Origin of the sequence: Streptomyces sp. NPDC048419, assembly GCF_043200415.1 — a bacterium.
Lineage (GTDB): Bacteria > Actinomycetota > Actinomycetes > Streptomycetales > Streptomycetaceae > Streptomyces.
In genome coordinates this window covers 136,182-161,914 of the sequence record NZ_JBICXT010000013.1, presented here as the reverse complement: position 1 = coordinate 161,914, position 25,733 = coordinate 136,182, and the positions used below count along the sequence as shown (strand labels likewise).

23 protein-coding genes are annotated in these 25,733 nt (G+C 71.2%); 4 read left to right on the top strand and 19 right to left on the bottom strand.

Features of this window, described 5'->3' with window-relative positions:
- Positions 1-93 precede the first annotated feature (93 nt).
- The 8 genes from ACGFYN_RS26395 to ACGFYN_RS26360 are packed head-to-tail and all read right to left on the bottom strand — an operon-like array spanning position 94 to position 7,998.
- Positions 94-927 carry an amidohydrolase family protein gene (locus tag ACGFYN_RS26395; protein ID WP_393868334.1) on the bottom strand — a complete coding sequence of 278 codons (834 nt, stop codon included), beginning with the start codon at positions 925-927 and terminating at the stop codon, positions 94-96.
- Positions 924-1,238 (bottom strand): L-rhamnose mutarotase, encoded by a 315-nt coding sequence (locus tag ACGFYN_RS26390; protein WP_393868333.1) that lies wholly within the window; start codon positions 1,236-1,238, stop codon positions 924-926. The genes ACGFYN_RS26395 and ACGFYN_RS26390 overlap by 4 nt, the downstream gene beginning before the upstream one ends.
- Positions 1,235-2,221 carry an aldo/keto reductase gene (locus ACGFYN_RS26385; RefSeq protein ID WP_393868332.1) on the bottom strand — a complete coding sequence of 329 codons (987 nt, stop codon included), beginning with the start codon at positions 2,219-2,221 and terminating at the stop codon, positions 1,235-1,237. The genes ACGFYN_RS26390 and ACGFYN_RS26385 overlap by 4 nt, the downstream gene beginning before the upstream one ends.
- Entirely contained in the window at positions 2,218-2,982 is a 765-nt protein-coding gene (locus tag ACGFYN_RS26380) for an SDR family NAD(P)-dependent oxidoreductase (protein WP_393868331.1), read from the bottom strand. Before ACGFYN_RS26380 ends, ACGFYN_RS26385 begins: the two co-directional genes overlap by 4 nt.
- The gene (locus tag ACGFYN_RS26375; RefSeq protein ID WP_393868330.1) at positions 2,979-4,337 is read right to left on the bottom strand and encodes an L-fuconate dehydratase; all 1,359 of its coding nucleotides are present in this window, start codon (positions 4,335-4,337) and stop codon (positions 2,979-2,981) included. Before ACGFYN_RS26375 ends, ACGFYN_RS26380 begins: the two co-directional genes overlap by 4 nt.
- Positions 4,338-4,368: 31 nt before the next feature.
- Positions 4,369-5,394, bottom strand: coding sequence for an ABC transporter permease (locus ACGFYN_RS26370; protein ID WP_393868329.1), 1,026 nt, complete (start codon positions 5,392-5,394; stop codon positions 4,369-4,371).
- Complete coding sequence (locus ACGFYN_RS26365) at positions 5,387-6,925, bottom strand: sugar ABC transporter ATP-binding protein (RefSeq protein WP_393868328.1); 1,539 nt, start codon at positions 6,923-6,925, stop codon at positions 5,387-5,389. Before ACGFYN_RS26365 ends, ACGFYN_RS26370 begins: the two co-directional genes overlap by 8 nt.
- The gene (locus ACGFYN_RS26360; protein ID WP_393868327.1) at positions 6,922-7,998 is read right to left on the bottom strand and encodes a sugar ABC transporter substrate-binding protein; all 1,077 of its coding nucleotides are present in this window, start codon (positions 7,996-7,998) and stop codon (positions 6,922-6,924) included. The genes ACGFYN_RS26365 and ACGFYN_RS26360 overlap by 4 nt, the downstream gene beginning before the upstream one ends.
- 164 nt (positions 7,999-8,162) lie before the next feature.
- On the opposite strand from ACGFYN_RS26360, the gene ACGFYN_RS26355 reads away from it, so the two are divergent.
- Complete coding sequence (locus ACGFYN_RS26355) at positions 8,163-8,864, top strand: FadR/GntR family transcriptional regulator (protein WP_393868326.1); 702 nt, start codon at positions 8,163-8,165, stop codon at positions 8,862-8,864.
- Positions 8,865-9,102: 238 nt separating this feature from the next.
- Here ACGFYN_RS26355 and ACGFYN_RS26350 read toward each other — a convergent pair whose 3' ends face one another.
- Genes ACGFYN_RS26350 through ACGFYN_RS26325 form a run of 6 tightly spaced genes read right to left on the bottom strand, consistent with a single transcriptional unit; the run spans position 9,103 to position 18,594 of the window.
- On the bottom strand, positions 9,103-12,123 hold the full coding sequence (locus tag ACGFYN_RS26350) for an alpha-mannosidase (protein ID WP_393868325.1): 3,021 nt from the start codon (positions 12,121-12,123) through the stop codon (positions 9,103-9,105).
- Between the two features lie 36 nt (positions 12,124-12,159).
- Positions 12,160-14,169 (bottom strand): endo-beta-N-acetylglucosaminidase, encoded by a 2,010-nt coding sequence (locus tag ACGFYN_RS26345; RefSeq protein ID WP_393868324.1) that lies wholly within the window; start codon positions 14,167-14,169, stop codon positions 12,160-12,162.
- Positions 14,166-15,428 carry a glycosyl hydrolase gene (locus ACGFYN_RS26340; RefSeq protein WP_393868323.1) on the bottom strand — a complete coding sequence of 421 codons (1,263 nt, stop codon included), beginning with the start codon at positions 15,426-15,428 and terminating at the stop codon, positions 14,166-14,168. Before ACGFYN_RS26340 ends, ACGFYN_RS26345 begins: the two co-directional genes overlap by 4 nt.
- Before the next feature lie 35 nt (positions 15,429-15,463).
- The gene (locus ACGFYN_RS26335) at positions 15,464-16,369 is read right to left on the bottom strand and encodes a carbohydrate ABC transporter permease (RefSeq protein ID WP_393868322.1); all 906 of its coding nucleotides are present in this window, start codon (positions 16,367-16,369) and stop codon (positions 15,464-15,466) included.
- Entirely contained in the window at positions 16,366-17,292 is a 927-nt protein-coding gene (locus ACGFYN_RS26330; protein WP_393868321.1) for a carbohydrate ABC transporter permease, read from the bottom strand. The genes ACGFYN_RS26335 and ACGFYN_RS26330 overlap by 4 nt, the downstream gene beginning before the upstream one ends.
- Positions 17,293-17,301: 9 nt before the next feature.
- On the bottom strand, positions 17,302-18,594 hold the full coding sequence (locus ACGFYN_RS26325; protein ID WP_393868320.1) for an ABC transporter substrate-binding protein: 1,293 nt from the start codon (positions 18,592-18,594) through the stop codon (positions 17,302-17,304).
- Between the two features lie 221 nt (positions 18,595-18,815).
- On the opposite strand from ACGFYN_RS26325, the gene ACGFYN_RS26320 reads away from it, so the two are divergent.
- From ACGFYN_RS26320 to ACGFYN_RS26310, 3 genes are all read left to right on the top strand, one after another.
- Positions 18,816-19,862: a LacI family DNA-binding transcriptional regulator gene (locus tag ACGFYN_RS26320; protein WP_393868319.1), complete on the top strand. Its 1,047-nt coding sequence runs from the start codon at positions 18,816-18,818 to the stop codon at positions 19,860-19,862.
- Between the two features lie 66 nt (positions 19,863-19,928).
- Positions 19,929-20,816, top strand: a complete 888-nt coding sequence (locus ACGFYN_RS26315) for a YihY/virulence factor BrkB family protein (protein ID WP_393868318.1) — start codon at positions 19,929-19,931, stop codon at positions 20,814-20,816.
- 86 nt (positions 20,817-20,902) lie between these two features.
- A complete protein-coding gene (locus ACGFYN_RS26310; RefSeq protein ID WP_393868317.1) occupies positions 20,903-21,400 on the top strand; it encodes a MarR family winged helix-turn-helix transcriptional regulator in 498 nt (165 codons plus the stop codon).
- Position 21,401: 1 nt separating this feature from the next.
- Here the strand turns inward: ACGFYN_RS26310 and ACGFYN_RS26305 are convergent, their stop codons facing one another.
- From ACGFYN_RS26305 to ACGFYN_RS26285, 5 genes are all read right to left on the bottom strand, one after another.
- Complete coding sequence (locus tag ACGFYN_RS26305; protein WP_393868316.1) at positions 21,402-22,610, bottom strand: PP2C family protein-serine/threonine phosphatase; 1,209 nt, start codon at positions 22,608-22,610, stop codon at positions 21,402-21,404.
- 93 nt (positions 22,611-22,703) lie between these two features.
- A complete protein-coding gene (locus ACGFYN_RS26300; RefSeq protein WP_393868315.1) occupies positions 22,704-23,150 on the bottom strand; it encodes an anti-sigma regulatory factor in 447 nt (148 codons plus the stop codon).
- Positions 23,147-23,548, bottom strand: coding sequence for an STAS domain-containing protein (locus ACGFYN_RS26295; RefSeq protein ID WP_393868314.1), 402 nt, complete (start codon positions 23,546-23,548; stop codon positions 23,147-23,149). The genes ACGFYN_RS26300 and ACGFYN_RS26295 overlap by 4 nt, the downstream gene beginning before the upstream one ends.
- On the bottom strand, positions 23,545-24,432 hold the full coding sequence (locus ACGFYN_RS26290; RefSeq protein ID WP_393868313.1) for an STAS domain-containing protein: 888 nt from the start codon (positions 24,430-24,432) through the stop codon (positions 23,545-23,547). Before ACGFYN_RS26290 ends, ACGFYN_RS26295 begins: the two co-directional genes overlap by 4 nt.
- 139 nt (positions 24,433-24,571) lie before the next feature.
- A complete protein-coding gene (locus tag ACGFYN_RS26285; protein WP_393868312.1) occupies positions 24,572-25,732 on the bottom strand; it encodes a PP2C family protein-serine/threonine phosphatase in 1,161 nt (386 codons plus the stop codon).
- Position 25,733: the final 1 nt, after the last annotated feature.

Sequence of the window (25,733 nt, the reverse complement as noted above, 5' to 3'; positions counted from 1 at the left end):
TTCCCCTCTCGGCGGCCCGGCGGGCCTGTTGCCCCATGAGAGGGAGGCGAGCCGCCGAGTGTGACACCGACACCCCGGGAGGTGACCCACGTCTCAAAGACCGTAGACCCGGGCAGCCGTAGCTTCGAAGACCTCGGCGTGCTCGGCGGCGCTCAGTCCCGCCGCCAACTCCCCTGCTGTGTCCAGAACTTCTCCGTACGTCGCCCGCTCCGTGCACACCGGCCAGTCCGAGCCGAACATCAGGCGGTCGGGGCCGAAGGCCTCCAGGGCCGTCTCGGCGTAGGGGCGGAGGTCGGCGATGGTCCAGGTGGTGGAGGCGGCCTCGGTGAGCAAACCCGAGAGTTTGGCGGTGGTGTTGGGGAGCGCTGCGAGGGTGCGGAGGTCGGCGGACCAGGGGGCGAGGGTGCCGGAGGCGATGGGGGGTTTGCCCAAGTGGTCCAGCACGAAGGTCAGTTCGGGTAGGGATGCCGCCGTCTTGGTGCAGGCCGGGAGTTGGTGCGGCAGGACGATCAGGTCGTAGACGAGGCCCGCTTCGGCCACGGCGGCGAGGCCTCGGCGGACGTCCGGGCGTAGCAGCCAGTCGGGATCCGGTTCGCTTTGGACCTGGTGGCGGATGCCCTTGAGGTGGTGGCCGCCGGGGAGTTCGCGCAGGCGGGCGAGTTCGTCGGTGATGTCCGGGCGGGTGAGGTCGGTCCAGCCGACGACGCCCGCGATCAGGTCGTGCGAGGCGGCCAGGGCCAGGAACTCCGGAGTCTCCTCCGCGACGGTGATCGTCTGGACGAGGACCGTGCGGTCCACGCCGGCCGCGCGGGCCTCGGGTTCGAGGTCGGTGACGGTGAAGTCCCGTCGGATCGGGCTGCCTTGCGGGATCCAGTCCTGGTCGCGGACCGACAGGTCCCAGACGTGGTGGTGGGCGTCGACCGTCATGGCAGCTCCCAGACGACGGGCAGGCCGGCTTGCGCGCCCTCGTCGGAGTAGTCGTGCACCACGTCCAGCAGTTCCGCCATGCGGGCCTGCCAGGCGACGTTGACCGGGAGCTTCTCCAGCTCGGCGAGGAGGCGGGCGTAGTCCTCGCAGTCCAGGAGGTGGAAGAGGTCGGTGCCGCTGCGCCAGATCGTCCAGGAGGTGGCGCCGGCCGCGCGGATCGCGTCCGTGAGCTCCTTGGGCACCTCACGGTGGGCGGCCTCGTACTCGGCGACGCGGTCCGCGCGGACCTTGGTGTGCAGGGCGACTCTCAAGACGGCTCCTCGGTGGGGACGGGGGCGTCGGGGGGCAGGAGGCCGGTGTCGCGCAGCTCCTGCCAGAAACCGGCCGGTACCTGTGCGGCGAACTGCTCGGCGCAGTCGCGGGCTTCGACCGCCGAGCGGGTGCCGACCAGGACGCTCGCGACCGCCGGATGCGCGGCACAGAAGGCGAGGGCGGCGGCGCGCAGGGTGGTGCCGTGCCGGTCGGCGAGGGTCTTCAGGCGCAGGGCGCGCTCCAGCAACTCGGCTGGCGCCTGCGCGTAGTTGTACGTCGCTCCCGGCTTCGGGTCGGCCAGCAGGCCGGAGTTGAAGGCGCCGCCGACGACGACCGACGTGCCGCGTTCCTGTGCGGCGGGCAGCAGGTCGGCCAGCGCCCGCTGGTCGAGCAGGGTGTAACGGCCCGCGCAGAGCACCATGTCGACGTCGGTGTCGCGGACGAAGCGGGTGAGCATCTCGGCCTGGTTCATGCCGGCTCCGACGGCGCCGACGACGCCTTCCGAGCGCAGCTTCTCCAGGGCCGGATAGGCCTCGTGGAAGGCCTGTTCGGCGTGGTCGTCGGGGTCGTGCAGGTAGACGGCGTCGACGCGGTCGAGGCCGAGCCGGGTCAGGCTCTCCTCCAGGGAACGGCGGACGCCGTCGGCGCTGAAGTCCCACACCCGGCGGTGCGTTGCGGGCACGGCGAAGCCGTTGGCGAGGTCGTCGCCGCCCGCGTCGGACGGCTCCAGGCGTCGGCCGACCTTGGTGGAGATCGTGTACTCGGTACGGGGGCGTGCGCGCAGGGCGGCGCCCAGCCGCCGTTCGGACAGGCCGATGCCGTAGTGCGGCGCCGTGTCGAAGTAGCGCATGCCCGCCGACCAGGCGGCGTCGATCGCCTCGTGGGCCTGTTCGTCGCTCACCGCGGTGTAGAGGTTGCCGATGCCGGCGGCGCCGAAGCCCAGCGGGGCGACCTCGACGCCGCTCCTGCCGAGGACGGTCACTGGCTCACCGGCCGCAGGCGCAGGCCCTGCATGCCGCCGTCCACGGCGAGGGAGGTGCCGGTGGTGGCGCCGGACAGCGGGCTCGCCAAGTAGGCGACGGCGGCCGCGACTTCGTCGGCCGTGACGAGGCGGCCGGTGGGCTGGCGGGCCTCCAGGGCGGCCCGTTCGGCGGCGGAGTCGGGGGCCTTGGCGAGCAGGCGGCCGATCCACGGGGTGTCCACCGTGCCGGGGTTGACGCAGTTGACGCGGATGCCCTCGCGGACGTGGTCGGCGGCCATCGCGAGGGTCAGCGAGTACACAGCCCCCTTGGAGGCGCTGTAGAGCGCGCGCTGCGGCAGGCCCGCGGTGGCGGCGATGGAGCAGGTGTTGACGATGGCCGCGTGCTGCGAGGCGCGCAGGTGCGGGAGGGCCGCGCGGGCGACGCGCACCATGCCGAGCACGTTGACGTCCATGACGCGGTGCCACTCGGCGTCGTCGTTGTCCTCGACGGTGCCCTGGGCGCCGATGCCCGCGTTGTTGACCAGTACATCGAGTACGCCGTGTCCGCCGAGCTCGGCGACCGCGGCCGCCACGGCCTCGCGTACGGAGGCGTCGTCGGTGACGTCGGCGCGGTGGGCGAGCAGCGGCTTGTCGACCGAGGAGGGGTCGAGGTCGAGGACGGCGACCTGGGCGCCGCGGGCGGCCAGGAGTTCGGCCGTGGCCCGTCCGATCCCGGAGGCCCCGCCCGTCACCAGAGCCTTCAGGCCCTCGAAGTCCGTCATGCCGCCCGTCCTTTCTTCGCGTCGCGGTCGGCGGCCCAGAACGCGCCGTCGGGGAAGGAGTACCGCGCGATCGACTCGGGCCGCATGGCGGCCGAGAAGCCCGGCGCGGTGGGTGCCGTGTAGTGAGCCTCGCGGATCACCACAGGATCGAGGAAGTGGTCGTGCAGATGGTCGACGTACTCGATGACCCGGTTCTCGGTGGACCCGGAGATTCCGATGTAGTCGAACATCGACAGGTGCTGGACGAGTTCGCACAGGCCGACGCCGCCGGCGTGCGGGCAGACCGGCACTCCGAACTTGGCCGCGAGCAGCAGGACGGCGAGGTTCTCGTTGACGCCGCCGACGCGGGCCGCGTCGATCTGGACGATGTCGAGGGCGCCGGCCTGGAGCATCTGCTTGAAGATGACGCGGTTGTGCACGTGCTCGCCGGTGGCGACCCTGACCGGGGCGACGGCCTCGCGGATCGCGGCGTGCCCGAGGATGTCGTCGGGGCTGGTGGGCTCCTCGATCCAGTACGGGTCGAACTCCGCGAGCGCCTTGGTCCAGCGGATCGCCTCCGCCACGTCCCAGCGCTGGTTGGCGTCGATGGCCATACGGATGTCCGGGCCGATCACCGAGCGGGCGACGCGGCAGCGCCGTACGTCGTCCTCCAGGTCCGCGCCGACCTTCAGCTTGATCTGCTTGAAGCCGTCGGCGACCGCCTGCGCGGCGAGCCGGGTGAGTTTCTCGTCGCTGTAGCCGAGCCAGCCCGCGGAGGTGGTGTAGGCGGGATAACCGCGCTCCAGCAGGTGGGCGGTCCGCTCGGCGGCGCCCTGCCGTCCGCGGCGCAGGATCTCCAGCGCCTCCGCGGGTGTCAGCGCGTCCGTCAGATACCTGAAGTCGATCTGCTCGACCAGCCATTCGGGGTCGGCCTCGGCGAGCAGCCGCCACAGGGGCTTCTCGGCACGCTTGGCCGCCAGGTCCCACACGGCGTTGACGACCGCGCCGATCGCCATGTGCATCACGCCCTTCTCGGGCCCCAGCCAGCGCAGTTGGCTGTCGCCGATCAGATCCCGGTAGAGCGTTCCGGGGTCGGCGCACACCTCGTCGACGGACCGGCCGACCACGTGGTGGCGCAGGGCGTGGATCGCGGCGACCTGGACCTCGTTGCCCCGCCCGATGGTGAAGGTGTAGCCGTGTCCCTCCGGCCCCTCCCCGCGCTCCTCGGATTCCGTGCGCAGCACGACGTACGCGGCCGAGTAGTCGGGGTCCGGATTCATCGCGTCGGAGCCGTCGAGCTCGCGCGAGGTCGGGAAACGGATGTCGTGGGTGTCGACCGCGGTGATGCGGTGGGAGGGGTCGGGCGTCGGGGACACGGATGGCCTTTCGGTCGGGAGCAGGGAGCGGTCAGTCCTGGGCACGGCCGGTGGTCACGCGGGCGAGGATGAGCGCGAGCAGGATGATTCCGCCGTAGATGGCGTCGATCCAGAACGACGGCACCTGGGCCATGGTGAGCATGGTCTTGACCACGCCCAGCAGGAGTACGCCGGTGAGGGCGCCGAACATGGTGCCCTTGCCGCCGTCGAGGCTGATCCCGCCGATCACCGCGGCGGCGAACACGGTGAAGATCATGTTCTGGCCCTGGTTGGCGCCGATCGCGCCGACGTAGCCCGTGTACATCAGGCCGCCGATCGAGGCGAGGACGCCGGCGACGACGTAGACGCCGAGCCGGACGCGGTCGACGCGGATGCCGGCGGCGCGGGCCGCCTCCAGGTTGCCGCCGATCGCGTACAACGAGCGCCCCACACGGTGGTACTTGAGCACCAGCCCGGCGACGGCGAAGGCGGCGGCGGCCACCCACACGGAGAGCGGGATGCGCAGGAACGTGGTGGTGGCCAGCGAGAAGAACGAGTCGGGCATGCCGAACAGCGTCTTGCCCTTGGTGGCGCCGACGAGGAGCCCGCGCAGGATGATCAGCATGGCGAGGGTGACGATGAACGCGTTGAGCTTCACCTTCACCACGAGGATGCCGTTGAAGGCACCGATGGCCGCGCCCACCAGGGGGATGGCCAACAGGGCCAGCCCGGCGGGGAGTTCGGTGCCCCAGCCGGCCTGCGCCGCGGGCAGCACCAGCAGGGCCGCGACGGCCGGTGCGATGCCGACCACCGACTCCAGCGACAGATCGAACTTGCCGGTGATCAGCACCAGCGACTCGGCCAGCACCACCATGGCCAGCGACGCCGACGAGGCCAGGATGGAGATCAGCGTGGCCTCGGTGAAGAAGGAGTCGTTCAGTACGGCGCCGAGCAGGAGCAGCAGCAACAGCGCCGGAACCAAGGCGAGTTCGCGGGCGCGCCGCACCAGTACGGCCCGCGCCGCCCGGGCGTCCGGCACGCTCACCGCCTTCACCGGCGGCGCCTTGGTGTCAGCCATGGTGGTCCACTCCTTCGATGGAGGCGATCAACTCGTGGTCGCGCCAGCCTGCCGGGTGCTCGGCGACGACGCGGCCGTGGAAGAGGACGAGGACGCGGTCGCAGCGCCTCAGGTCGTCGAGTTCGTCGGAGACGACGAGCACGGCGGTGCCGTCCTCGCGGGCGCTGTCCACGCGGGCCAGCAGCGACTCCTTGGACTTCACGTCCACGCCCGCGGTGGGGTTGATGAGGACGAGCAGCCGTGGGTCGGAGGCGAGGGCGCGGGCCATGACGACCTTCTGCGCGTTGCCGCCCGACAGGTCGGACACGGGCTGGCCGGGGCCCTCGGCGTGGATGTCGAGGCGGTCGATCAGCTCGGTGGCGACGCTGCGCCTGCGGTCGGTGCCGACGAAGCCGAAGCGGCCAAGCCGGTCCAGGACGCTCATGGTGGCGTTGTCGCCGACGGTCATGCCGGTGATCAGGCCCTGGTCGTGCCGGTCGCGCGGGACGCAGCCGACCCCGGCCTGCAGCGCGGCACGGACGTCGCCGAACGGCAGCCGCTTTCCGTCGAGTCGGGCTGTCCCGCCGGTCGGCGTGCGCAGGCCCGCGAAGGCCTCCGCCAGCTCGATCTTGCCGCTGGCGGAGGAGCCGGCGAGTCCGACGACCTCACCGCGCCGGACGGTCAGGTCGATGTTCTCGTACGTCTCCGAGGTGAGCCCGCGGGCGTCGAGCAGGACCGGCGCGCTGTCGTCGACGATCTTCTCCTGCACGCCCTGTTCGGCGAGGGTCTCGATGGACTCCCCCGCCATGGCCTCGATCAGCGCCGTCCGCGGCAGGTCGGCGACCGGGGCCGTGGTGATCCAGCGGGCGTCGCGCAGCACGGTGACGGCCTGGCAGACCTCGTAGACCTCCTGGAGGTGGTGCGAGATGAACAGGAAGGTGACGCCCGAGTCCTGGAGCGCGCGCATGCGGTCGAAGAGCCGCTCGATCTCGCGGTTGTCGAGCTGGGCGGTGGGCTCGTCGAGGATGATGAAGCGGGCGCCGAAGCTCAACGCCCGTGCGATCTCCACCATTTGGCGGTCCTCGACCTTGAGGTCGGCCGTACGGGCCTCCGGGTCGACGCGCACGTCCCAGGTGTCGAGGAGCTGGGCCGCCTCGCTCCTGAGGCGGCGCCAGCTGATGAAGCCGCGGTGCACCGGCTGGCGGTTGATGAAGAGGTTCTCCGCGACCGTCAACTCGGGTACGACCGTGGGGTGCTGGTAGACGCAGGCGACCTTGCGGCGCCAGGCGTCCCGGTCGGCGAGCGCGGGTGCGGGCTCGCCGTCGAAGCGGACCGTGCCCTCGTCCGGTGCCTCCAGGCCGGTGAGGACACGGACCAGGGTCGACTTGCCGGCGCCGTTGCGGCCGACGAGTGCGTGGGACTCGCCGGCCAGCACGGTGAGCCGGCCGTCCGCGAGGGCGGTGGTGGGTCCGTAGCGCCTGACGACGTCCCGCGCCTCGACGAGGGGCACCACCGCGCTCCCCTCGGCCAACGGGCTTTCCTGGGTGCTCATTTGACCGTGTTGCCCCAGAGCTTGGAGTCGTCGACGTTCTCCTTGGTGACCAGCGGGGCGGGCAGCTGGTCCTCGAGGATGCCGCTGGGCAGCTTGACGATCGTCGAGTCGTGGTCGGTCGGGCCGGGCTTGAAGCTCTTCCCCTGCATCGCCGCCTTGATGTAGTACATGCCGTACTTGGCGTAGGCGTCGGCGGGCTGGGAGACCGTCGCGTCGATCTGGCCCTTGCGGATGGCGTCGAACTCCTGCGGGATGCCGTCGTTGGAGACGATGACGATGTGGCCCTTCTGGCCCACCGTCTTGAGCAGGTTCTTCGACTTGAGGGTCTGCAGGGTGGGGGCGAGGTAGACGCCGCCGGCCTGCATGTAGATGCCCTTGATGTCGGGGTTGGCGTTGAGCAGGGTGTCGAGCTTGGAGGCCGCGGTGTCGGACTCCCACTTGGCGGGGATCTCCAGGACCTTGAGCTTCGGGTACTTCTTCTTCACGCAGGCGCGGAAGGCCTCGGAGCGGTCGCGGCCGTTGACCGAGGCGAGGTCGCCCATGATCTGCACGACCTTGCCGCTGGTGACGTGCGCTCCGAGGTAGTCGCAGGCCTTGGTGCCGTAGGCGACGTTGTCGGCGCGCACGACCATGGCGACCTTGCCCTTGTCGGGCGCCACGTCGACGGCGACCACCGGCACGCCCTTGCGGTCGGCCTGGTCGAGGCCCGCCTCGATGGCGGCGCTGTCCAGCGGGGCCACCACCAGGCCCTTCACGCCTTGGTTCAGCTGGTTGTTGATGTCGGTGATCTGCTGCGAGGGGTCGCTGTTGGAGTTGACCGTCTTCAGAGCGTCGACGCCTTCGGACTTGGCCATCTTCGGCACGTAGTCGTTGTACGACTGCCAGAACGGCGAGGTCAGCAGGGGCAGGATCACGCCTACCTTGCCGCTGCCGCCGCCTCCCCCGGCGCTTGCGGAGCCGCCGGTGTCCTTGGTGCTGCCGCAAGCGGCGAGCGCGAGCGAGGCGCAGGCGGCGATGGCCGCCACGCCGAGGATGTTGGACCTGTTCCTTTTCCGCACTGTCGTGCCGGGCATCTTGGCGGCTCCTCGTTGAGCGGGTTCGAGCAGATGACGGCATACTTATCAGACCACTTCCCTGAAACAACACCCCCGTACCCCATATTTTGTGGCTCCAGGGCCATAGTGGTCGGACCACTCTGCTGGTTAGACTGCGGCGACCCGGTGACTGGAGGCGCGGCGTGGACGAGACAGCTCCGCAGAAGGGCACCGTGACGCAGCGGGCCATGGAGCAGATCAAGGCGATGATCGGCGAGGGCCGCCTCGAGCCCGGCCAGCGGCTGCCCACCGAACGCGACCTCGCGGCCCAACTGGGCATTTCCCGCAGCTCGATGCGCGAGGCGATCCGCGCGCTGACGGTGCTCGGCGTGCTGGAGGCCCGGCACGGCTCCGGCATCTACGTCACCCAGCTGGAGGCCGGCGACCTGCTGGAGACCTTCGGCGTGGTCGCCGACCTCTCCCGCGGCCCGCAGCTGGTGGAGCTGCTCGAGGTGCGGCGCATCCTGGAGTCGACGGCGACCGCGCTGGCCGCCGCCCGCATCACACCCGACCAGCTCGCCGAGGTCGAGAAGCACCTCACGGCGATGAACGCCACCGACGACCCCGAGGAGATCCTCGCCCACGACCTCGCCTTCCACCGCGAGATCGCGGCCGCCGCGGGCAACGACACCATGGCGGCCATCCTGGAGGGCCTGTCCTCGCGCACCTTCCGCGCCCGGGTCTGGCGCGGATACCAGGAGGAGGGCGCCTTCGAGCGCACCCGCCGCGAGCACGCGGCCATCCACCGCGCCCTGGTCGCCCACGACCCGGAGGCGGCACGCGCGGCGGCGGCCGCACATGTGGGCGAGGTCGAGCAGTGGTTGAGGACGCAACTGGGCTCGTGAGCCCGGGAGAAGAGGAGGGTCGTCTCCTCCTCACGGCGCCCCCATTCCGTCGTATTTTCGACCCCCGGTTCTCTGCTCAGCTGCCATCGACAGCCGCGGAGCATCCGGGATTGCCCCGCTGTCACTCAGCTACGGGGGTACGGCTGTGAAAGCCTCTCAGAGAGCGTGACCCCGCCGACGACTCGTCGGGCCACCCGCGCGTAGCCCAACTGGGCGCCCGCGCTTGAACTGCGCCGGGTCAGGTCCTGGCCAGCCGGAGCGTGACCAGCTCGAAGGGGCGCAGGGCCAGGCGGATCGCCGGGCCCTCCCGCTCCGGTGCGGCCGCGTCGGTGAGCGGGCGCTCCAGCAGGTCGGTCACGGCCGCCCCGGCCAGCGGGAAACCGGCCGTGAGCGTGGCCCGGGTGCGGGCCCCGTGCGCCTCGTGCAGGCGCACGATCACGTCGCCGCTGCCGTCGTCGGCCAGCTTGACGGCCGTGACGACGACCGCGTCCCGGTCGACGCCCACCAGCGGCGCCACCTCCCCCGCGCCCGTCGCCCGCCGCTCGGGCAGGTTGATCCGCCAGCCCTCGCGCACCGCGTCCGCGATGCCCGCGCCCGGTACCAGCGCATGCCGGAAACGGTGGACCCCCTGGTCCGTCTCGGGGTCCGGGAAACGCGGGGCACGCAGCAGGGACACCCGTACGGTCGTGGTCGTACCCCGGTCGCCGTCGGTGCGTACGCCACGGGTCACGTCGTGGCCGTACGTCGAGTCGTTGACGAGGGACACGCCCCAGCCGGGCTCCTCGATGTGCACGAAGCGGTGGTTGCAGGCCTCGAACTTGGCCGCCTCCCATGAGGTGTTGGTGTGCGTGGGCCGGTAGAAGTGCCCGAACTGGGTCTCCGACGCGTACCGTTCGGCGTGCACGTCGAGCGGGAAGGCCAGCTTCAGGAACTTCTCCGTCTCGTGCCAGTCCACCTCCGTGTCCAGCACCAGGCGCCGCTCCCCCGGTGCCAGCGACAGCACCTGCGTGACGTGCGAGGCACCGAAGGATCGGACGATCCGCACCGACGCGCCGTCCGCGCCGGGGGTCACCTCGTCGGCGTCCGTGAGGTCGGTGACGGTGTTGCGGTAGAACTCGTCCACGTCCCAGGCGTCCCACATGTTCGGGAAGTCCGGGTGGAGTTGGAGGACGCCCGCCGCCCGGCCCGGGGCGATCGTCTCCCGGTCGGCCGCGAGATCGTAGGCCGAGACGACGAGTCCGCGGGCGTCGACGGCGATCCGCAGCAGGCCGTTGTCCAGGACGTGGCCGCCGCCCTCGCGCGGTGTGAGGACGGTGCGGCCGTCGGCGACGGGCGCGGCGGCACCGCCCGACGGGACACCGGCGCGGGCGTGCGGCGCCGAGTTGAACACCAGCGGCGTCGAGCCCTCGCCTGCCAGGGCGCGCTGCGCCGCGTCGATGATCCCGGTCAGCTCCTCGGCGACGCGTGCGTAGGTCGCGCGGGCCTCACGGTGCACCCAGGCGATGGACGACCCGGGCAGGATGTCGTGGAACTGGTGCAGCAGCACCGTCTTCCAGATGCGGTCCAACTCCTCGTGGGGGTAGGCGAATCCGGTGCGTACGGCGGCCGTCGCCGCCCACAGCTCGGCCTCGCGCAGGAGGTGCTCGCTGCGCCGGTTGCCCTGCTTGGTGCCGGCCTGGCTGGTGAGGGTGGCCCGGTGGAGTTCGAGGTAGAGCTCGCCGACCCAGACGGGCGGCTCGGGGTATTCGGCCTCGGCCTTGGTGAAGAACTCCGCCGGGGTCTCCCAGGCGACGGTCGCCGAGCCCTCCAGGTCACGCAGCCGGGCCGCCTTGGCGACCATCTCGCGTGTGGTACCTCCGCCGCCGTCGCCCCAGCCGGTGGGCGCCAGGGAGTGGCGGGCGACGCCCTTGTCCTTGAAGTTGCGCGCCGCGTGGGCGATTTCGCTGCCCTTCATGGAGCAGTTGTAGGTGTCGACGGGCGGGAAGTGGGTGAAGATCCGGGTGCCGTCGATGCCCTCCCACTGGAAGGTGTGGTGCGGGAACCTGTTCGTCTGCGACCACGAGATCTTCTGGGTGAGCAGCCGGGTGGAGCCGGCCGCGCGGATGATCTGCGGCAGACCGGCGGCGAAGCCGAAGGTGTCGGGCAGCCACGCCTCGTCGTTCTCGATGCCGAACTCGTCGAGGAAGAACCGCTTGCCGTGCACGAACTGCCGGGCCATCGCCTCCGAGCCCGGCATGTTGGTGTCCGACTCCACCCACATGCCGCCCGCCGGCACGAACCGCCCGTCCGCCACGGCCTTCTTCACCCGCGCCCACACCTCGGGCCGGTGCTCCTTCACCCAGGCCCACTGCTGGGCCTGCGACATGGCGAAGACGAAGTCCGGCTCGTCCTCCAGCAGCGCCGTCATGTTCGCCGTCGTCCGCGCGACCTTGCGGACCGTCTCGCGCAGCGGCCACAGCCACGCCGAGTCGATATGGGCGTGCCCGACGGCGCTGATGCGGTGGGCGGAGGGCACGGCGGGCGCCGCCAGGACACCGGTCAGCTGCGAACGAGCAGTGTCCGCACTGCCGTTGACGTCCTGGAGGTCGACCGCGTCGAGAGCCCGGTCCACCGCGCGCAGGATGTCCCAGCGGCGGGCGGACTCCACGGGCAGCTCGGCCATCAGCTCACCCAGCACCTCCAGGTCGATCACCAGCTGCCACACCGTCTCGTCGAAGACCGCGAGGTCCATACGGACGAGGGTGTACTGCGGTTCGGCGCCCGCGGTCTCCCTGTCGCCCAACTGCGTGGGCAGGAAGGGGTGGTAGTCGAGGATGACGGGGTTGGAGGCGGCCTCGACGTGCAGGCGCACCTCCTCCCCGCCGGCGACGGGCGCGCCGATGCGCACCCATTGGTTGCGCGGGTTGAGGCCCTTCACGGGGGTGCCGTCGGGCCGATAGACCAGGCCCTCGCACTGGAAGCCGGGCATGTTCTCGTCGAAGCCGAGGTCGAGGATCGCCTCGACCGCCCTCCCGGCCCAGGCCTCGGGGACCGTTCCGGTGACACGGAACCAGCTGGTCCCCCATGGAGCACCCCACCGGGCGCCCACCTCGATCGGCTCGGGCTCGGCCGCCAGTCCCTCGGCGACCGGCACCGGCCCGCCGGGCGCGTGCCACACCGCGACCTGGAGCGGCACTGACTCGGGATACACGGCGGGGCGGATGCGCTCGTCGAGGACGCGCTTGAGACGGGCTTCGACCAGGCTGCGGTCGTCATGCATGCGGGGTGCTCCAAGGGTGGGGGCGGATTGCGGGTGTTACCAGGGGTGGGTCACGGTGACGGGGTCCGACGAGGTGTACAGCTCCCCCACCGCACGCAACTCCAACCGCGCCTCGCTCTCGCCCTGTTCGGGTTCGAGTCCGGCGAGAAAGTAGGCTTGCTGGCCGGTGGCGCCGAGGAAGCGCCGGGTGCCGTCGGGCAGCAGGCGGTGCAGCGTGTAGTGCCGTACGCCGCATGGGGCCGCCTTCCAGGCCAGGCGCAGATCGCCGCCGGAGGCGGCGGTGATGCGCAGGCCGGAGGGGGCGGCGGGCGTGACGACCGCGTCCCGGACGGCGAGACCGCCCAGCCGCCACTTCACCGGGCCGCCGCTCGCGGTCAGCCGCACGCCGATCGCATGGACGGTCCCGGACAGCCCGGTGAGCGGCACGCTCACGGTCTGCCAGCCCTCACCCGACTCCACGGGCCGACAGGTGTACGGCGGTGCCGCACCCGCCGCGCCCGGTTCTGCGGTGGCCACCGCGAGCTCGACCCGCACGGCGCCCGCGTCGGTCCGGTGCGTCAGTTCGACCACCGTGTCCGCGGTGATCGGCAGCCGGGTCGCATACAGGTCCAGCACGGCCGGCTGGTCCAGCGCGCCGTCGACCAGGACACTGCTGCCGCCGCGCCAGGCGTCGTCGAAGTCGAAGGAGACGGTGGGCCGTTGACCCTGCGTGCGCACCACCCAGCGGCGCGAGGGCAGCCGGTCCTGGAGCCCGAGATGGTTCCACGCCGCATCGGAGGTGACCGCGCCCTCCTCGTACCAGCGCAGCCCGTGCCCGGTGTTGAACGTGCTCGCGAACGGCACCCCGCCGACCGTCGAACGGTCCGCGACCGGCACCGCGGGCGCCCGCCAGGGATCGCCGGCGTCCGGCCGGGAGGGGTCGAGGGAGCGGCCGGTCCAGAACCGGTCGTCGGCGGCGTGGAAGTCGCCCGGGGTGCGGGAGTCGGGCAGATGGCTGTGCGTCCACTCGGGCCGGTAGAACCCCACCGACGTGACGTGGAACTTGGTGGTGGGCACGATGGCGTCCCAGTTCACGCTCGTGCCGGAACCGTTCGACTCGACGTCGACGCCCGCCCACAACTCGTAGCGGCTACGGCCCAGTTGATCGGCGGTCTGCCCCGACGAGGCCAGTGAGGTCGGGCTCCACCGGAAGTCGACGAACATGTCGTCGGCGGCCTGGAAGAACGCCTGGTTCTGGCTGTTGAGTGCGCCCTGCCAGCTCACCGTGCCGCCCACGGTCATCGCGTCGTACCAGGTCACCCGCTGACCGCGGGCGACGGCGAGCGACTTGAGCTCCTTGACGAAGCCGAGCATGTCGGCGCCGAGCGCGCTGTTCCCGCCGCCGGTCTCGGCGTTGACGAACCACCCGTCGAAGCCGTACGCGGCGGCGACCGCCACCAGTCGGGCGGCGAGCGGGTAGTGCCCGGAGGCGTCCTTCTGCACCAGGTCGCGGGTCCACTGCAGCTGCCCGCCGTAGGCGGTGGGCGGCAGGAAGATGTTGCCGAGGACGGGCACGCCGTGGCGGTGGGCGGCGTCCACGACCGGGGCGTTCGGCGCGAGGATCAGTCCCTCGCCGGACGAGCCGCCCCAGAACACCAGCTCGTCCATGTACGCCCAGTGCGTCAGGGCGTAGTAGTCGGCCGTCGCCGCGCCCTGCGAGGGGTTGCTCGAGGTCGGCCCGAAGGAGACCAGCGACTGGATACGCGCCTGCCCGCTACGGGCGGTGGTGTTCGCCGGGGTCGGCGTGAAGCGGTCCGCGAGCGGCACGGACGCGGCGTTGAAGGCGAGGTCGGCGTCGTCGGCGGCCTTCCAGCGTTTCAGGCTGCGCCAGGTGATGCCGGCGCCGGGGCTACCGGAGGGCAGCGAGTCCGGGTACCAGTACGAGGCGTACGGCGGCGTGGCGGCGGCCTTCGTCCTGTGGGGTGCCGCGACGGCGGGCAGCGGCGAGAGCAGGGACGCCGCTGCCGCGGCGCCGGTGACGAGGACGGTGCGTCTGGTGGGGTTCACGAGCTGGTGCCTCCTTGTGGGGATGGGAGTACCTGTTCGGGAGTGACGACCTCGGTGATGCCCCGTGCGCTGAGGTGGTCCTTGTCGTCCGCCTGGCTGTCCAGGACCGTCGTCGGGCGGGCGCCGTCGGCGGTCAGCCGGAAGAAGGCGTCGAACACCTCTCCGCCGGGGGCGCAGTGTGAGCGCCGGGCCGGGTCGGCGGGGACGGTGAGGGCGGTGGTGCGGGGGGCCGGTGGCGTGAGGGTGCGGGCGCGGGCGGCCGCGTCGGCGAGCGCGCGGGCCGTGTCCTTGGGCTGCCGGTCGTTGGTCAACAGGCCGAGTCCGTATTCGAGTTCGGGGAAGTCGGCGAGGTCGCGGGAGACGTCGTGGGAGCACCACCAGGTGATGCCCCACAGGTCCGGGCAGTCCAGGGCGTGGGTGACGGTGGCCTCGGTGAATGCGGCGGCGTGCTCGGGCGGTACGAGGGGTGCGGGCGCGCCGACCTCCTGGAGCCAGACGGGGCGGTGCGGGTCGTCGGCCCATGCCTTGGCGAGTTCGATCAGGTAGGCGGCGTGGTGTTCGGTCGGTACGGCGGTGCGGCCGTGGCGTTGGGCGGTGCCGTTGAAGACCCAGGAGTGCACGGCCGTGAGGGCGCCGTGGCGGGCGGCCTGGGCGGGGGTGAAGGGCTGGTCGTCCTGGTACCAGGTGGCGTCGTACTCGGCGTGCAGATGGAGCTTGCCGGGGGCGCCCTGCTCGCAGGCGGCGAGCATGCGCGCCAGCCAGGCGTCGATCTGATCCTCGGTGGCGCGGTCGGGGTCGGGGTGCGGGCCGGCGGAGAACTGGTTGACCTCGTTGCCGAGCGTCATGCCGAGGAAGGTGGGGCGGTCGGCGAGGGCGGCGGCGAGGGTGCGCAGGTAGGCGGCCTGGCCGTCGAGGACGTCCGGGTCGGTGAAGAGGTTGCGGCGGTGCCAGGTGCGGGTCCAGGCGGGCAGGTAGTCGAAGCTGCTCAAGTGCCCTTGCAGGCCGTCGACGTTGACGTCGAGGCCGCGTACGGCGGCGTCGTCGACGAGCTGGACCAGCTGCTCGACTGCGCGGGGGCGGATCAGGGTGCGGTTGGGCTGGAAGTAGGGCCACAGGGGGAAGACGCGGATGTGGTCAAGGCCGAGGGCGGCGATGGAGTCGAGATCGGCGCGTACGGAGTCGGGGTCGTAGTCGAGCCAATGGTGGAACCACCCCTTGCTGGGGGTGTAGTTGACGCCGAAGCGCACGGCAGAAGGCATGCGGTGTCCTGTGTCCTTGAACTCGGGTGCGGCGGTCATCCCTTGACGGCCCCCTCGCCCACGCCGCGGAAGAAGTACCGCTGCAGACAGGCGAAGAGGGCGATCAGCGGTGCCACGGCGATGACCGTGCCCGCGGCGACGAGGCGTTCGTCGTTGGCGAAGGTGCCGTGCAAATAGTTGAGGCCGATGGTCAGGGTGAACTTGGAGGGGTCGCTGAGCACGATGAGCGGCCACAGGAAGTCGTCCCAGGCGCCCATGAAGGCGAAGATCGCGACGACGGCGAGGGTGCCCTTGACCGACGGCAGGGCGATGCGCAGGAAACGCTGCCAGGCGTTGGCGCCGTCGACGTAGGCCGCCTCCTCGATCTCGTAGGGCAGGTTGAGGAAGGCGTTGCGCATCAGCAGCACGTTCATGGCGCCGATGCAGCCCGGCAGGACGACACCTATGAGGGTGTTGTTGAGGCCGAGCTCCCGCATGGTGGTGAACTGGGCGATGATGATGCCCTCCACCGGCACGAGCATCGCCAGGATGAACGTGAGGGTGGCGATGCGGCGGCCGCGGTAGCGCAGCCGGGCCAGTGCGTAGCCGGCCAGGGCCGAACCGACGCAGTTGGTGACGACGTTGCCTGCGGCGACCTTCAGGGAGTTGAAGGCGTAGTCCCACACGGGGATGGTGTCGGCGACCCGGGTGTAGTTGTGCAGGGTGGGGTGGGCGGGCAGGAAACTCGGCGTGGACCTGTAGATGTCCTCGGTCGGTCCCTTGAGCGAGGTGGACAGCTGCCACAGGAACGGGCCGACGGTCAGGGCGAGGACGGCGAGCAACAGCGCGTAGCGCAGGACGAGTTCCCACACCCGGATGCGGCGGCCGTGCTCGTCGGTGACGCGGGATTCACGGACGGGAGCCGGTGTCTCGGCGGGCCGTACCTTCTCGGCGACGCTCATGTCTCCTCCCTGCGGTCGGCGCGCAGGACGAGGAGCATCAGCGCGACGGTGACGACGAAGACGACGAGGGAGAGGGCGGAGGCGTAGCCGACGCGGCCGGTCAGGCCGGTGCCGGTGCGCTGGACCAGCATCACCAGCGTGGTGTCCTCGCCGGCCGGACCGCCGCTGGGGCCCGCCATCAGGTACACCTCGGAGAACACCTTGAAGGCGGCGACCGAGGAGAGCGCGCCGACCAGGACCATGGTGGAGCGGACGGCGGGGACGGTGACGGCGAGGAAGCGGCGCACCGCGCCCGCGCCGTCGACGGCGGCGGCCTCGTGGAGTTCACGGGGCACGTTCGCCAGCGCCGCCAGATAAATGATCATGTAGTAGCCGAGGCCCTTCCACACCGTCACGGCCATCGCGCTCAGCAGGAGCAGCCACTGGTCGCTGAGGAAGCCGACCCGGCCGATCCCGATGCCTTCCAGCAGGGAGTTGATCAGGCCGCGTTCGTCGAGCAGCCATACCCAGATCAGCCCGACGACGACGATCGAGGCGACGACCGGGGTGTAGAAGGCGGAGCGGAAGAAGGTGATGCCGGGGATGTTCTTCTGCACCAGCAGCGCGAGCAGCAGCGGCAGGATCACCAGCGCGGGCACGACGCCGACGACGTAGAGCGTGCTGTTGCGCAGTCCGATCCAGAACATGTCGTCGTGCAGCAGCTCGCGGAAGTTGGCGAGCCCGACGAACTCGCCCGGGATCAGCGTCCGGCGGTCGGTGAAGGAGTTGATCACCGTGGAGACGAACGGGTAGAGGATGAAGATACCGGTGATCAGCAGCCCGGGAGCGGCGAACAGCCAGGGGCTGGTGGGCAGTTGGCGCCGCACTCGCCGCATGCCTCCGGCCCCGGGCACGCGCCGGCCGGACAGGGTGGACAGGGCCATCTCCGAGTCCTATCCCTGCTGCTGGAGCAGCGTGTTGCACTGCTTGACAGCGTTGTCGAGCGCTTCCTTGGGGCTCTCCTTGCCCTGGAGCGCCTTGGCGACCTCGTTGCGCAGCGCCGTCTTCATCTGGTCGCTGAACAGCACGGGCGTGTAATTGACCGCGTTCTTCAGGGACTTGGCGGCGGCGATGCGCACCCGCGTCTCGTCGGTGCCGTCCTCCTTGGTGAAGTACGGGTCGTCGAGCGAGCCGGCGGTGGAGGGGAAGATGGCGACCTTCTTCGCGAACGACATCTGGTGCTCGGCGTCGGTGACGTAGTGCGCGAAGGCGACGGAGGCGGGCGTGTGCTTGGTCTTGGAGTTGACCATCACCCCCATCACGTACATGTTGACGTGGCCGGTGCTGGTGATCTGGTCGGTGATGCCGATGTTCTTGTACAGGTTCGGCGCCTGCTTCTTGAAGTTGCCGAGGTCGAGGGCGCTGCCGGGGTTCATGGCGACGGCCTCGGTGAGGAACTTCTTGCCGGAGGACTCGGGGGTCGCGGTCAGCGCCTGCGGGTCGAGGGCCTTGGCGTCGTACAACTGCTTGTACTTGGTGAGCAGTTCGATGCCCTTGGCGTCGTTGAAGGTGAAGGCGCCGCCCTGCTTGTCCATCAGCTCGACGCCGTAGCGGCCGAAGTCCTCGATGGTGGGGACGTTGGCGAGGGTGGCGACCTTGCCGTCGCTCTTCTTCGCCATCTGCAGCGAGTCGGCGAAGAGGTCGCCGTACGTCTTCGGCGGCTGCGCCGGGTCGAGCCCGGCCTTCCTGAACAGGGACTTGTTGTAGAACAGCGGCCCGGTGTTGAGGTACCAGGGGAAGGCGTACGTGCCGGTCATGCCCGGTATCTGATGGCTGGCCCAGGCGCCGGCCAGGTACTCCTTCTTGTACTTGGCGGCGGACTTGTCGAGGTCGAGTGCGAGGCCGGCCTTGGCGAGCGGGGCGACGAGGTCCGGGGAGACGTTGACGACGTCGGGCAGGGTGCCGCCGGCCGCGTCCGCGCTGATCTTGTCGGCGTAGCCCTCGGCGGGCTGGTCGATCCACTTCACATGGGTGCCGGGGTACTTCTTCTCGAAGTCGGTGATCAGGCCGTCGAAGTACGGCTTGAAGTTGGCCTTCAGGTTCCAGGTCTGGAAGGTGATGTCGCCCTCGACCTTGCCGGAGGCGTCGGAGGATCCGCTGTCGTCGCCGCCGGAGCCGCAGGCGCTCAGCGGCAGGACGAGAGCGGCGACGGCTACGGCGGCGAAGGTTCTGCGGGATGTGGGCACGGTGACACGACTCCCTCGGAGTGTCGTTGGCGGTGACGCCAGGGACCATGCCCGGGGCGTTCATGAGAAGTCAATGGATTTGCCTCCACTAAAGAAATCCATTCCTCATTAGTGCAGGTCAAAGCTGTCGTGATCGAGGACTTGCGCTTCATCACTAATGCGCTTTACCGTTCTCGCACTCAAGCGCATTAGCTACGACTGCCGAGAAAAGGGTGAGCCAGGTGCCAGCCAGGCGTTCCCCGGCCCGCCGGCCGACGATGAAGGACATCGCTCAGCGCGCCGGTGTCTCCGAGAGCGCCGTCTCCTTCGCGCTCAACGACCGCCCGGGCGTCTCCGAGGTCACCCGCGATCGGGTGCGCAGGGTCGCCGACCAGCTGGGCTGGCGGCCCAGCACGGCGGCGCGCCAGCTGTCCGGGGAGGGCGCGGCGACGGTCGGCTTCGTGCTGGCCCGGCGCGCCGACACCCTCGGCGTGGACTCCTTCTTCCTCCAGCTCGTCTCGGGCATACAGGAGGTGCTGGCGGAGCGGCATCTCGGCCTGCTGTTCCAGGTGGTGGAGGACGTCGCCGACGAGTGCGCGGTCTACCGCCGCTGGTGGGCCGAGCATCGCGTGGACGGCGTCCTGGTGGTCGACCCGCGCACCGACGACCCGCGACCCGGCCTGCTGGACGAACTCGGCCTGCCCGCCGTGGTGATCGGCGGCGCTCCCGACGAACGCCACCCCGGCCTCTCCACGGTCTGGGCGGACGACGCGGGCGCGATGGCCTCCGTCGTCGACGAGCTGTACCGGCTGGGCCACCGCCGCATCGTGCACATCGCGGGCCTGCCGGGCCTGGCCCACACCGAGCGCCGGGTGCGCACCCTGCGCACCGAGGCCGAGCGACGCGGCCTGCACGAGGTCGAGTCCGTGACCACCGACTACTCCGACGTGGAGGGCGCGGCCGTGACCCGCCGCGTCCTGGGCCGGCCCGCTCCCCCGACCGCCCTGATCTACGACAACGACGTGATGGCCGTCGCGGGCGTCGCCACCGCGACCGAACTCGGCTTCACCGTGCCGGCCGACGTGTCGGTGGTGGCCTGGGAGGACTCGGCTCTGTGCCGCATGGTCCGGCCCTGGCTGTCCGCCCTCTCCCGCGACAGCGTGGAGTTCGGCCGCACCGCGGCCAGGGAGCTGACCGCACTGCTGGACGGCGGCCCGGCGCGCACGGTGCGGGTGCCGGTGCCTCAGGTGGTCGTGCGGGAGAGTACGGGGGTGGCCCGGGGGGCATGAGCCAGCCGAGGCCGCCGACCGATCAAGCGCGGCCCGAGCAACAACGAAGGTGAGAGAGTCCGCCCCATGGACGATGCAGACGGCCGCAGGACCCGATGGTGGGCGGCGCTGCGCCGCACCCCGGTGGCCGTCTGGAACGACGACGTCACGGACTGGGCCGCCGCCCTGACGTACTACGCCGTCCTGGCCCTGTTCCCGGTGCTGCTGGTGATCCTCTCGATCGTGGGGCTGACCATGCCCACCGCGAAGCCCGAGGTCATCGACCGCATGGCGCAGGCCGCCCCGGTCGCGTCGCAGCCTTTGCTGCGCAGCACCCTGCGGCAGCTGACCGGACAGCAGTCGACGGCGTGGACGCTGGTCTTCCTCGGCGGGGCGGGAGCCCTGTGGTCGGGCTCCAGCTATCTGAGCGTCTTCCGCCGCGCGCTGCACTCCATGCACCGGATCAGCGCGCACCGCCCGGTCTGGCGCACGGCTCCGCGCATCATCGTCACGGCCCTCGTGATGATCTCCTTGCTGCTCATCTCCACACTCACGCTGTTCCTGACCGGCAGCCTGGCCCGGCGGCTGAGCCGTGCGCTGGACCTGGGCAGCGGCCCGCAGGCCGCGTGGGACGCACTGCGCTGGCCGGTGGTGGCCGTGGCCGCCGTGGCCATGGTGCTCGTCCTGTACCGATCGGGCCCCGCGTCGTCCCGCCCGGTACGCCGGATGGCGCCGGGCGGCACCTTGGCGGTGGTGCTCCTGCTGGCCGTCTCGGTCGGGTTCGCCGTCTACACGTCCCACATCGGCGCCTACCACCGTCTGTACGGCTCACTGGCCGGCGTCGTGATCTTCCTGATCTGGCTGTGGCTGTCCAACCTGGCCCTGCTGATGGGCGCCCAGTTCAACGCGGAGCTGGCGAAGCCGGTGCCACGGGCGCCGGTCGAGCGGCCCGTACCGGTGACGGAACACTCGTAGCACTGCTTGCGTCCCGGCTCTTCGGGTACAGCGTTGGAATATGGGATGTCCCCGCAGGACCGGATCTTACGGAAAGTGATGCCTTCGTGACTCTTCCCGGCGGCGCCGACGACCGCGCGGAGGGCTTGGGCGACGATCCGAGCGCCGACGCGCGAGAGATCGCCGATGCCGTGGAGCGTCTTGCGAACCTGTGGTCCGTGGCCGCCCAGGAGGCGGCCGTACGGCTGTCCCTGCACCAGCTGCGGGCGCTACGGGCGCTGGAGGCGGCGCCGGAGCTGAATCTCACGGGCCTGGCGGAGCGGCTGGACATCGGGCTTCCCACCGCCAGCCGGCTGTGCAACCGGCTGGAGGCCGCGGGGATGCTGGAGCGCACGCTGCACCCGGACAACCGCCGCGAGGTGCAGCTGACCCTGACGGGTCAGGGGCGCCGTGTGCTCAAGGACGTGGCCCGTCGGCGCGCCCAGGCCCTGGCGGGCGTCCTTTCGTCCATGGCGCCCGCGGAGCGGTCGGCACTGGTCAGCGGCATGAAGGCCGTTCTCGCCACACCGGACGAAGCCGGCTTGCGGCCGCCGGAGGACCCGTAGGTCAGCGGTTCGGCCGCTCTTCGTGAGGGCTCGCGACCTCGCGGCCCGTCCAGTCGAGGCAGACGACGGAGGCGTCGGCGAGGAGGTCCTCGCTGCCGACGTGTTCGATCAGTCCGGCGACGACCGAGCGCGCCGCCTCGTGCGGGGAGGTCTCGCGGGTCGCGCCCAGGATCTGGCGCAGGACGCCCTCCCCGAACATGTCCCCGGCCACCGACCGGGGGCTGTGCACGCCGGTGCTGAGCACGACCAGGCGGTCGCCCGGCTCGACCTGGAAGGCCTGCTCCTCGTACGGGGTCTCCTCGAACATGCCGAGCGGCATCTGGGCCTCCAGGCCGACGCGTTCGACCGTGGTGCCGCGCTGCCGGTACAGCTGCGGGGACCCGGCGTCCACGGCGGACACCGAGCCCGTGGCGAGGTCGAAGCGCAGCAGCAGGGTGGAGGCGTACTTCTTGCCGCCGTACTGGGAGAAGAGGGCCTGGTCGGCCAGGCACGCCTGGTCGGCGAGGCCGATGCCGGCGCGGCGGGCGTTGCGCAGCGCGCCGACCGTGAGGCTGGTGAGCAGGGACGCGTCGATGCCCTCGCCCATGCCGTCGGTGACGCTGAGGGTCAGGTGGTCGGCGGTCGTGGACCAGTCGAAGTTGTCGCCGCCGATGGCGTAGGCCGGCTCCAGATGGGCGCCGATGACGAACTCGTCGCGGGCGCATCCCCGGCCCGGCAGGAGCTGCCACTGCATCTCGGCGGCGAGGGTGAGACGGCGGGTGCGGCGGGCCTGGAGGTAGAGGTCGGTGTCCCGGCTGGCCGTGGTCAGCTCGTGGCCCAGCGCGGTGGCGAACTCGCCGAGCCGGAGCACCGTGGCCGGGTCTGCGGCGGTGCCGGGCACGTGGACGGAGAGCACTCCGAGGCGGTCGCCTCGGACGGTGACGGGCAGGTGGACCAGGTCCGTGGCCGGGGCGGCGGTGACTTCCAGCACCGGCTTCTGGGTGGTGAAGGCGGTACCGGCGGGGCCGTCGTACGCGGACACCGGTTCGCCGGTGTCCGGCAGCTGCTCGACCGGCTGCAGAACCGTGAGGGCGTAGTCGGCGAGCAGCAGCGTCACCTCGCCCGCGCCGAAGCGCTCCGCCAGCAGACGGCCGGCGGTGGCCACCAGGGCGTGCGGCGGAGCGGACCGCAGCCGGGCTTCCACGGACGGGACCGCGTCGGAGCTGTTCACGAAGTCTCCATCCTCTCCCCTTGCCACCTCCACGCTATCGCGACGGATGCCGGTACCTGGATGGGGGCCGATGCCGTGCGGCCGTCGTCCGGGTCAGCCCGTTCCCGGACGGGCCGCGGGCACGCCGGTGATCCAGGCTGCGACGGTGACGACCGTGCCCCGACCCGGCGCGGTGTCGATGCAGAACTCGTCCATCAGCCGCTTGGCTCCGCCGAGTCCCATCCCGAGGCCGCCCCCGCTGGTGTAGCCGTCGGCCAGCGCCTGCTCGACATCGGCGATTCCGGGTCCGGTGTCGGCGAAGGCGAGCTGGAGCCCCCGCCTCGGGCCGCTCTCCAGCGGGGTGATCTTCGCCTGGCCCCCGCCTCCGTGGACCAGGGTGTTGCGGGCCAGCTCGCTGGCCGCGGTGACCAGTTTGGTCTGCTGCACGAGCCCGAAGCCGAGCTCGGCCGCGACCTGCCGCACCTGGTGACGCAGCCACGCGAGATCCGCGTCCGAGCCGATCGGCAGGCTCGTCGTGGTTGCGGGGTCGGTCGCCGTCACGTGCCCACCTCAGGACCGCCCGGGACGGACTGCCGTAGCCACTCGAAGGCGCGGTCGACGTCGAGCGTGGTCACCAGGCCGGGCAGCGTCAGGCCGAGTTCGACCAGGGTGATCGCCACCGCGGGGCGCATGCCGCACAGGACGGTACGGGCGGCCGGCAGGCGGGCGTTGGCGGCGATCTCGGCGATGATCCGGCCCAGGAACGAGTCCACGATCTCGACCCCGGAGACGTCGATGACCACGCCGGTCGCCGTGCTGCCGGCCACCCGGTGGGCGATGTCCTGCTGGAGCTGCTCGGCCGTACCGTCGTGCAGCTCCCCCTGGAGGGTGACCAGCAGGACGTCCCCCAGCGCCAGGACCGGCACCGTGGCCATGTCGGCCGGAGGCGGGAAGGTCATCGCGGGGTCGCACCTGCCAGGCGGTGGGAGACCTCGATGCCCTGCTGGGTGAGCGCGTGGGCCAGGGCGTCGGCGAGCGAGCCGCAGGTGAGCACCGGGCCCAGGTCGATGCCCAGGTGCACGATGGTCTGCGCGATGGCCGGGCGGATGCCGGAGACGATGCAGTCGGCCCCCATCAGACGCGCCGCGGCGACCGTCTTCATCAGGTGCTGCGCGACGAGCGAGTCGACCGTGGACACGCCGGTGATGTCGAGGATCGCGTAGCGGGCCCGCTGCTCCACGATGGCCTGGAGCAGCGACTCCATGACCACCTGGCTGCGGGCGCTGTCCAGCGTCCCGATCAGCGGCACGGCGACGACGCCCTCCCACAGGCTGATCACGGGGGTGGCCACTTCGAGCAGTTGCAGCCGCTGCCGCGCGATCAGTTCCTCGCCGGCGTCGACCGTGGTCTGCATGATCACCAGACGCAGCGTCCCCATCAGGACGGTCAGGGCCAGCAGCACCTCCTGCGCCTCGGCGTCGCCCGGCCCGCGGCTCTCGTGGCGCAGCAGCTCGGAGGCCGCCACCCGCAGAACGGCGGCCTCGTCCGCGATCCGGGCCGGTCCGAATCCGCTACGGGCCCGGGAGGCGGCCATACGCCCCAGCTGATCACGCACGGAGTCGAACCCGGGTGCCGCGACGTCCTCCAGCCGGCCGCTCGACGCCACCTCACGCAGGGCGTCCACGACGGCCTTGCCCGCCTCGACGGCCTCGTCGCGCGAGACGGTGAAGACCGAGCGGAACAGAGCCGCGTCCGCCCATCGCTGGGCGATCTGCTCACGGCGGCGCTCCAGGAAGGCTCCCAGCTCCCGCGCCGCCGCATCGGCCGCCTCCTGCTCCGACACCCCGCATCGACTCCCTTCCGTACGAACGCTGCGCCACGTCCGGCACACTCCGGCAATTATTGCCACACGACAAGTATTGACGCCGTGCGTGCCGTGGAAACGACACCGCATCGACACATCGGCGGCTCGCGCAGGCGGCTCAGTGCCCGCGCCAGTCCAGACAGACCACCACCGCGTCGTCCTGCGGGGCGGACTGGCCGCGATGGCCGGTCAGCTCCCGCAGCAGGGCCCGCGGCACCTCGGCGGCGGACAGCAGCCGGGTGGACGTGATCGCCCGCGCCAGGGCGGCGTCTCCGTAGGCCTCGCCCTTGGGGGAGGCGACCGCGTACACCCCGTCGCTGACGAAGACGAGCCGGTCGCCGGGCTCGGCCTGGAACTCCTGGACCACGTAGTCGGTCTCCTCGAACATCCCCAGCGGGAGCTGCGCCTCGAAGTCGACGCGCTCGACCACGCCCTCCCGCAGCCGCAGCAGCTGCGGGGATCCGGCGTCCACGACCTTCACCCGGCCCGTGGACAGCTCGAAGTCCAGCATCAGCACCGACAGGTAGCAGCGCCCCCGGTAGTGGGCGTAGACCGCCTGGTCGGCCAGGGCGGCCTGGTCGTCGATGGCGATACCGGCCCGCCGGGCGTTGCGCAGCGCGTTGATGGCGAGGTTCGTCAGCAGGGAGGCCTCTATGCCCTCCCCCATGCCGTTGGTGACGTAGAGCATCAGGCGGTCCGCGTCGGTGGACCAGTCGAAGTTGTCACCGAAGATCGCGTAGGCCGGCTCCAGCTGGGCCCCGAGGTCGTACTCCGGCCGGGAGCAGGAGCGGCCGGGCAGCAGCTGCCACTGCATCTCGGCGGCCAGGGTCAGCCGGTCCTTGCGCCGGGCCCGCAGGTAGACGTCCGTGTCGCGCTCGGCCACGAGCACCTCGTGCGCCAGCACCTCGGCGACGTCCGCCAGTTCGCCCAGCAGCTCACGCACGGCCTCCCGGTCCCGCATGGTGACCGACAGCACCCCCAGCCGGTCCCCGCGCACCGTCACCGGCAGATGCACGCGCACGGCGCCGTCGCGGACGCCCTCCAGGAACGGCTCCTGTGCGCCGAAGGCACGGCCGGCTGGGCTGTTGTGCACCGACACCGCATCCGCGGTGTGCGGCAGCTCGGACACCGGCTGCAGGACGGTCAGGCCGTAGTCGGCCAGGAACAGCTCGACGGACTGCGCCGCGTACTCCTCGACGAGCACGCGGCTCATGGCGTCGAGCAACTCATGAGGGGCCGCCGTGCGCAGAGCACGCTCAGCGGTCAAAAATCTGTTCACG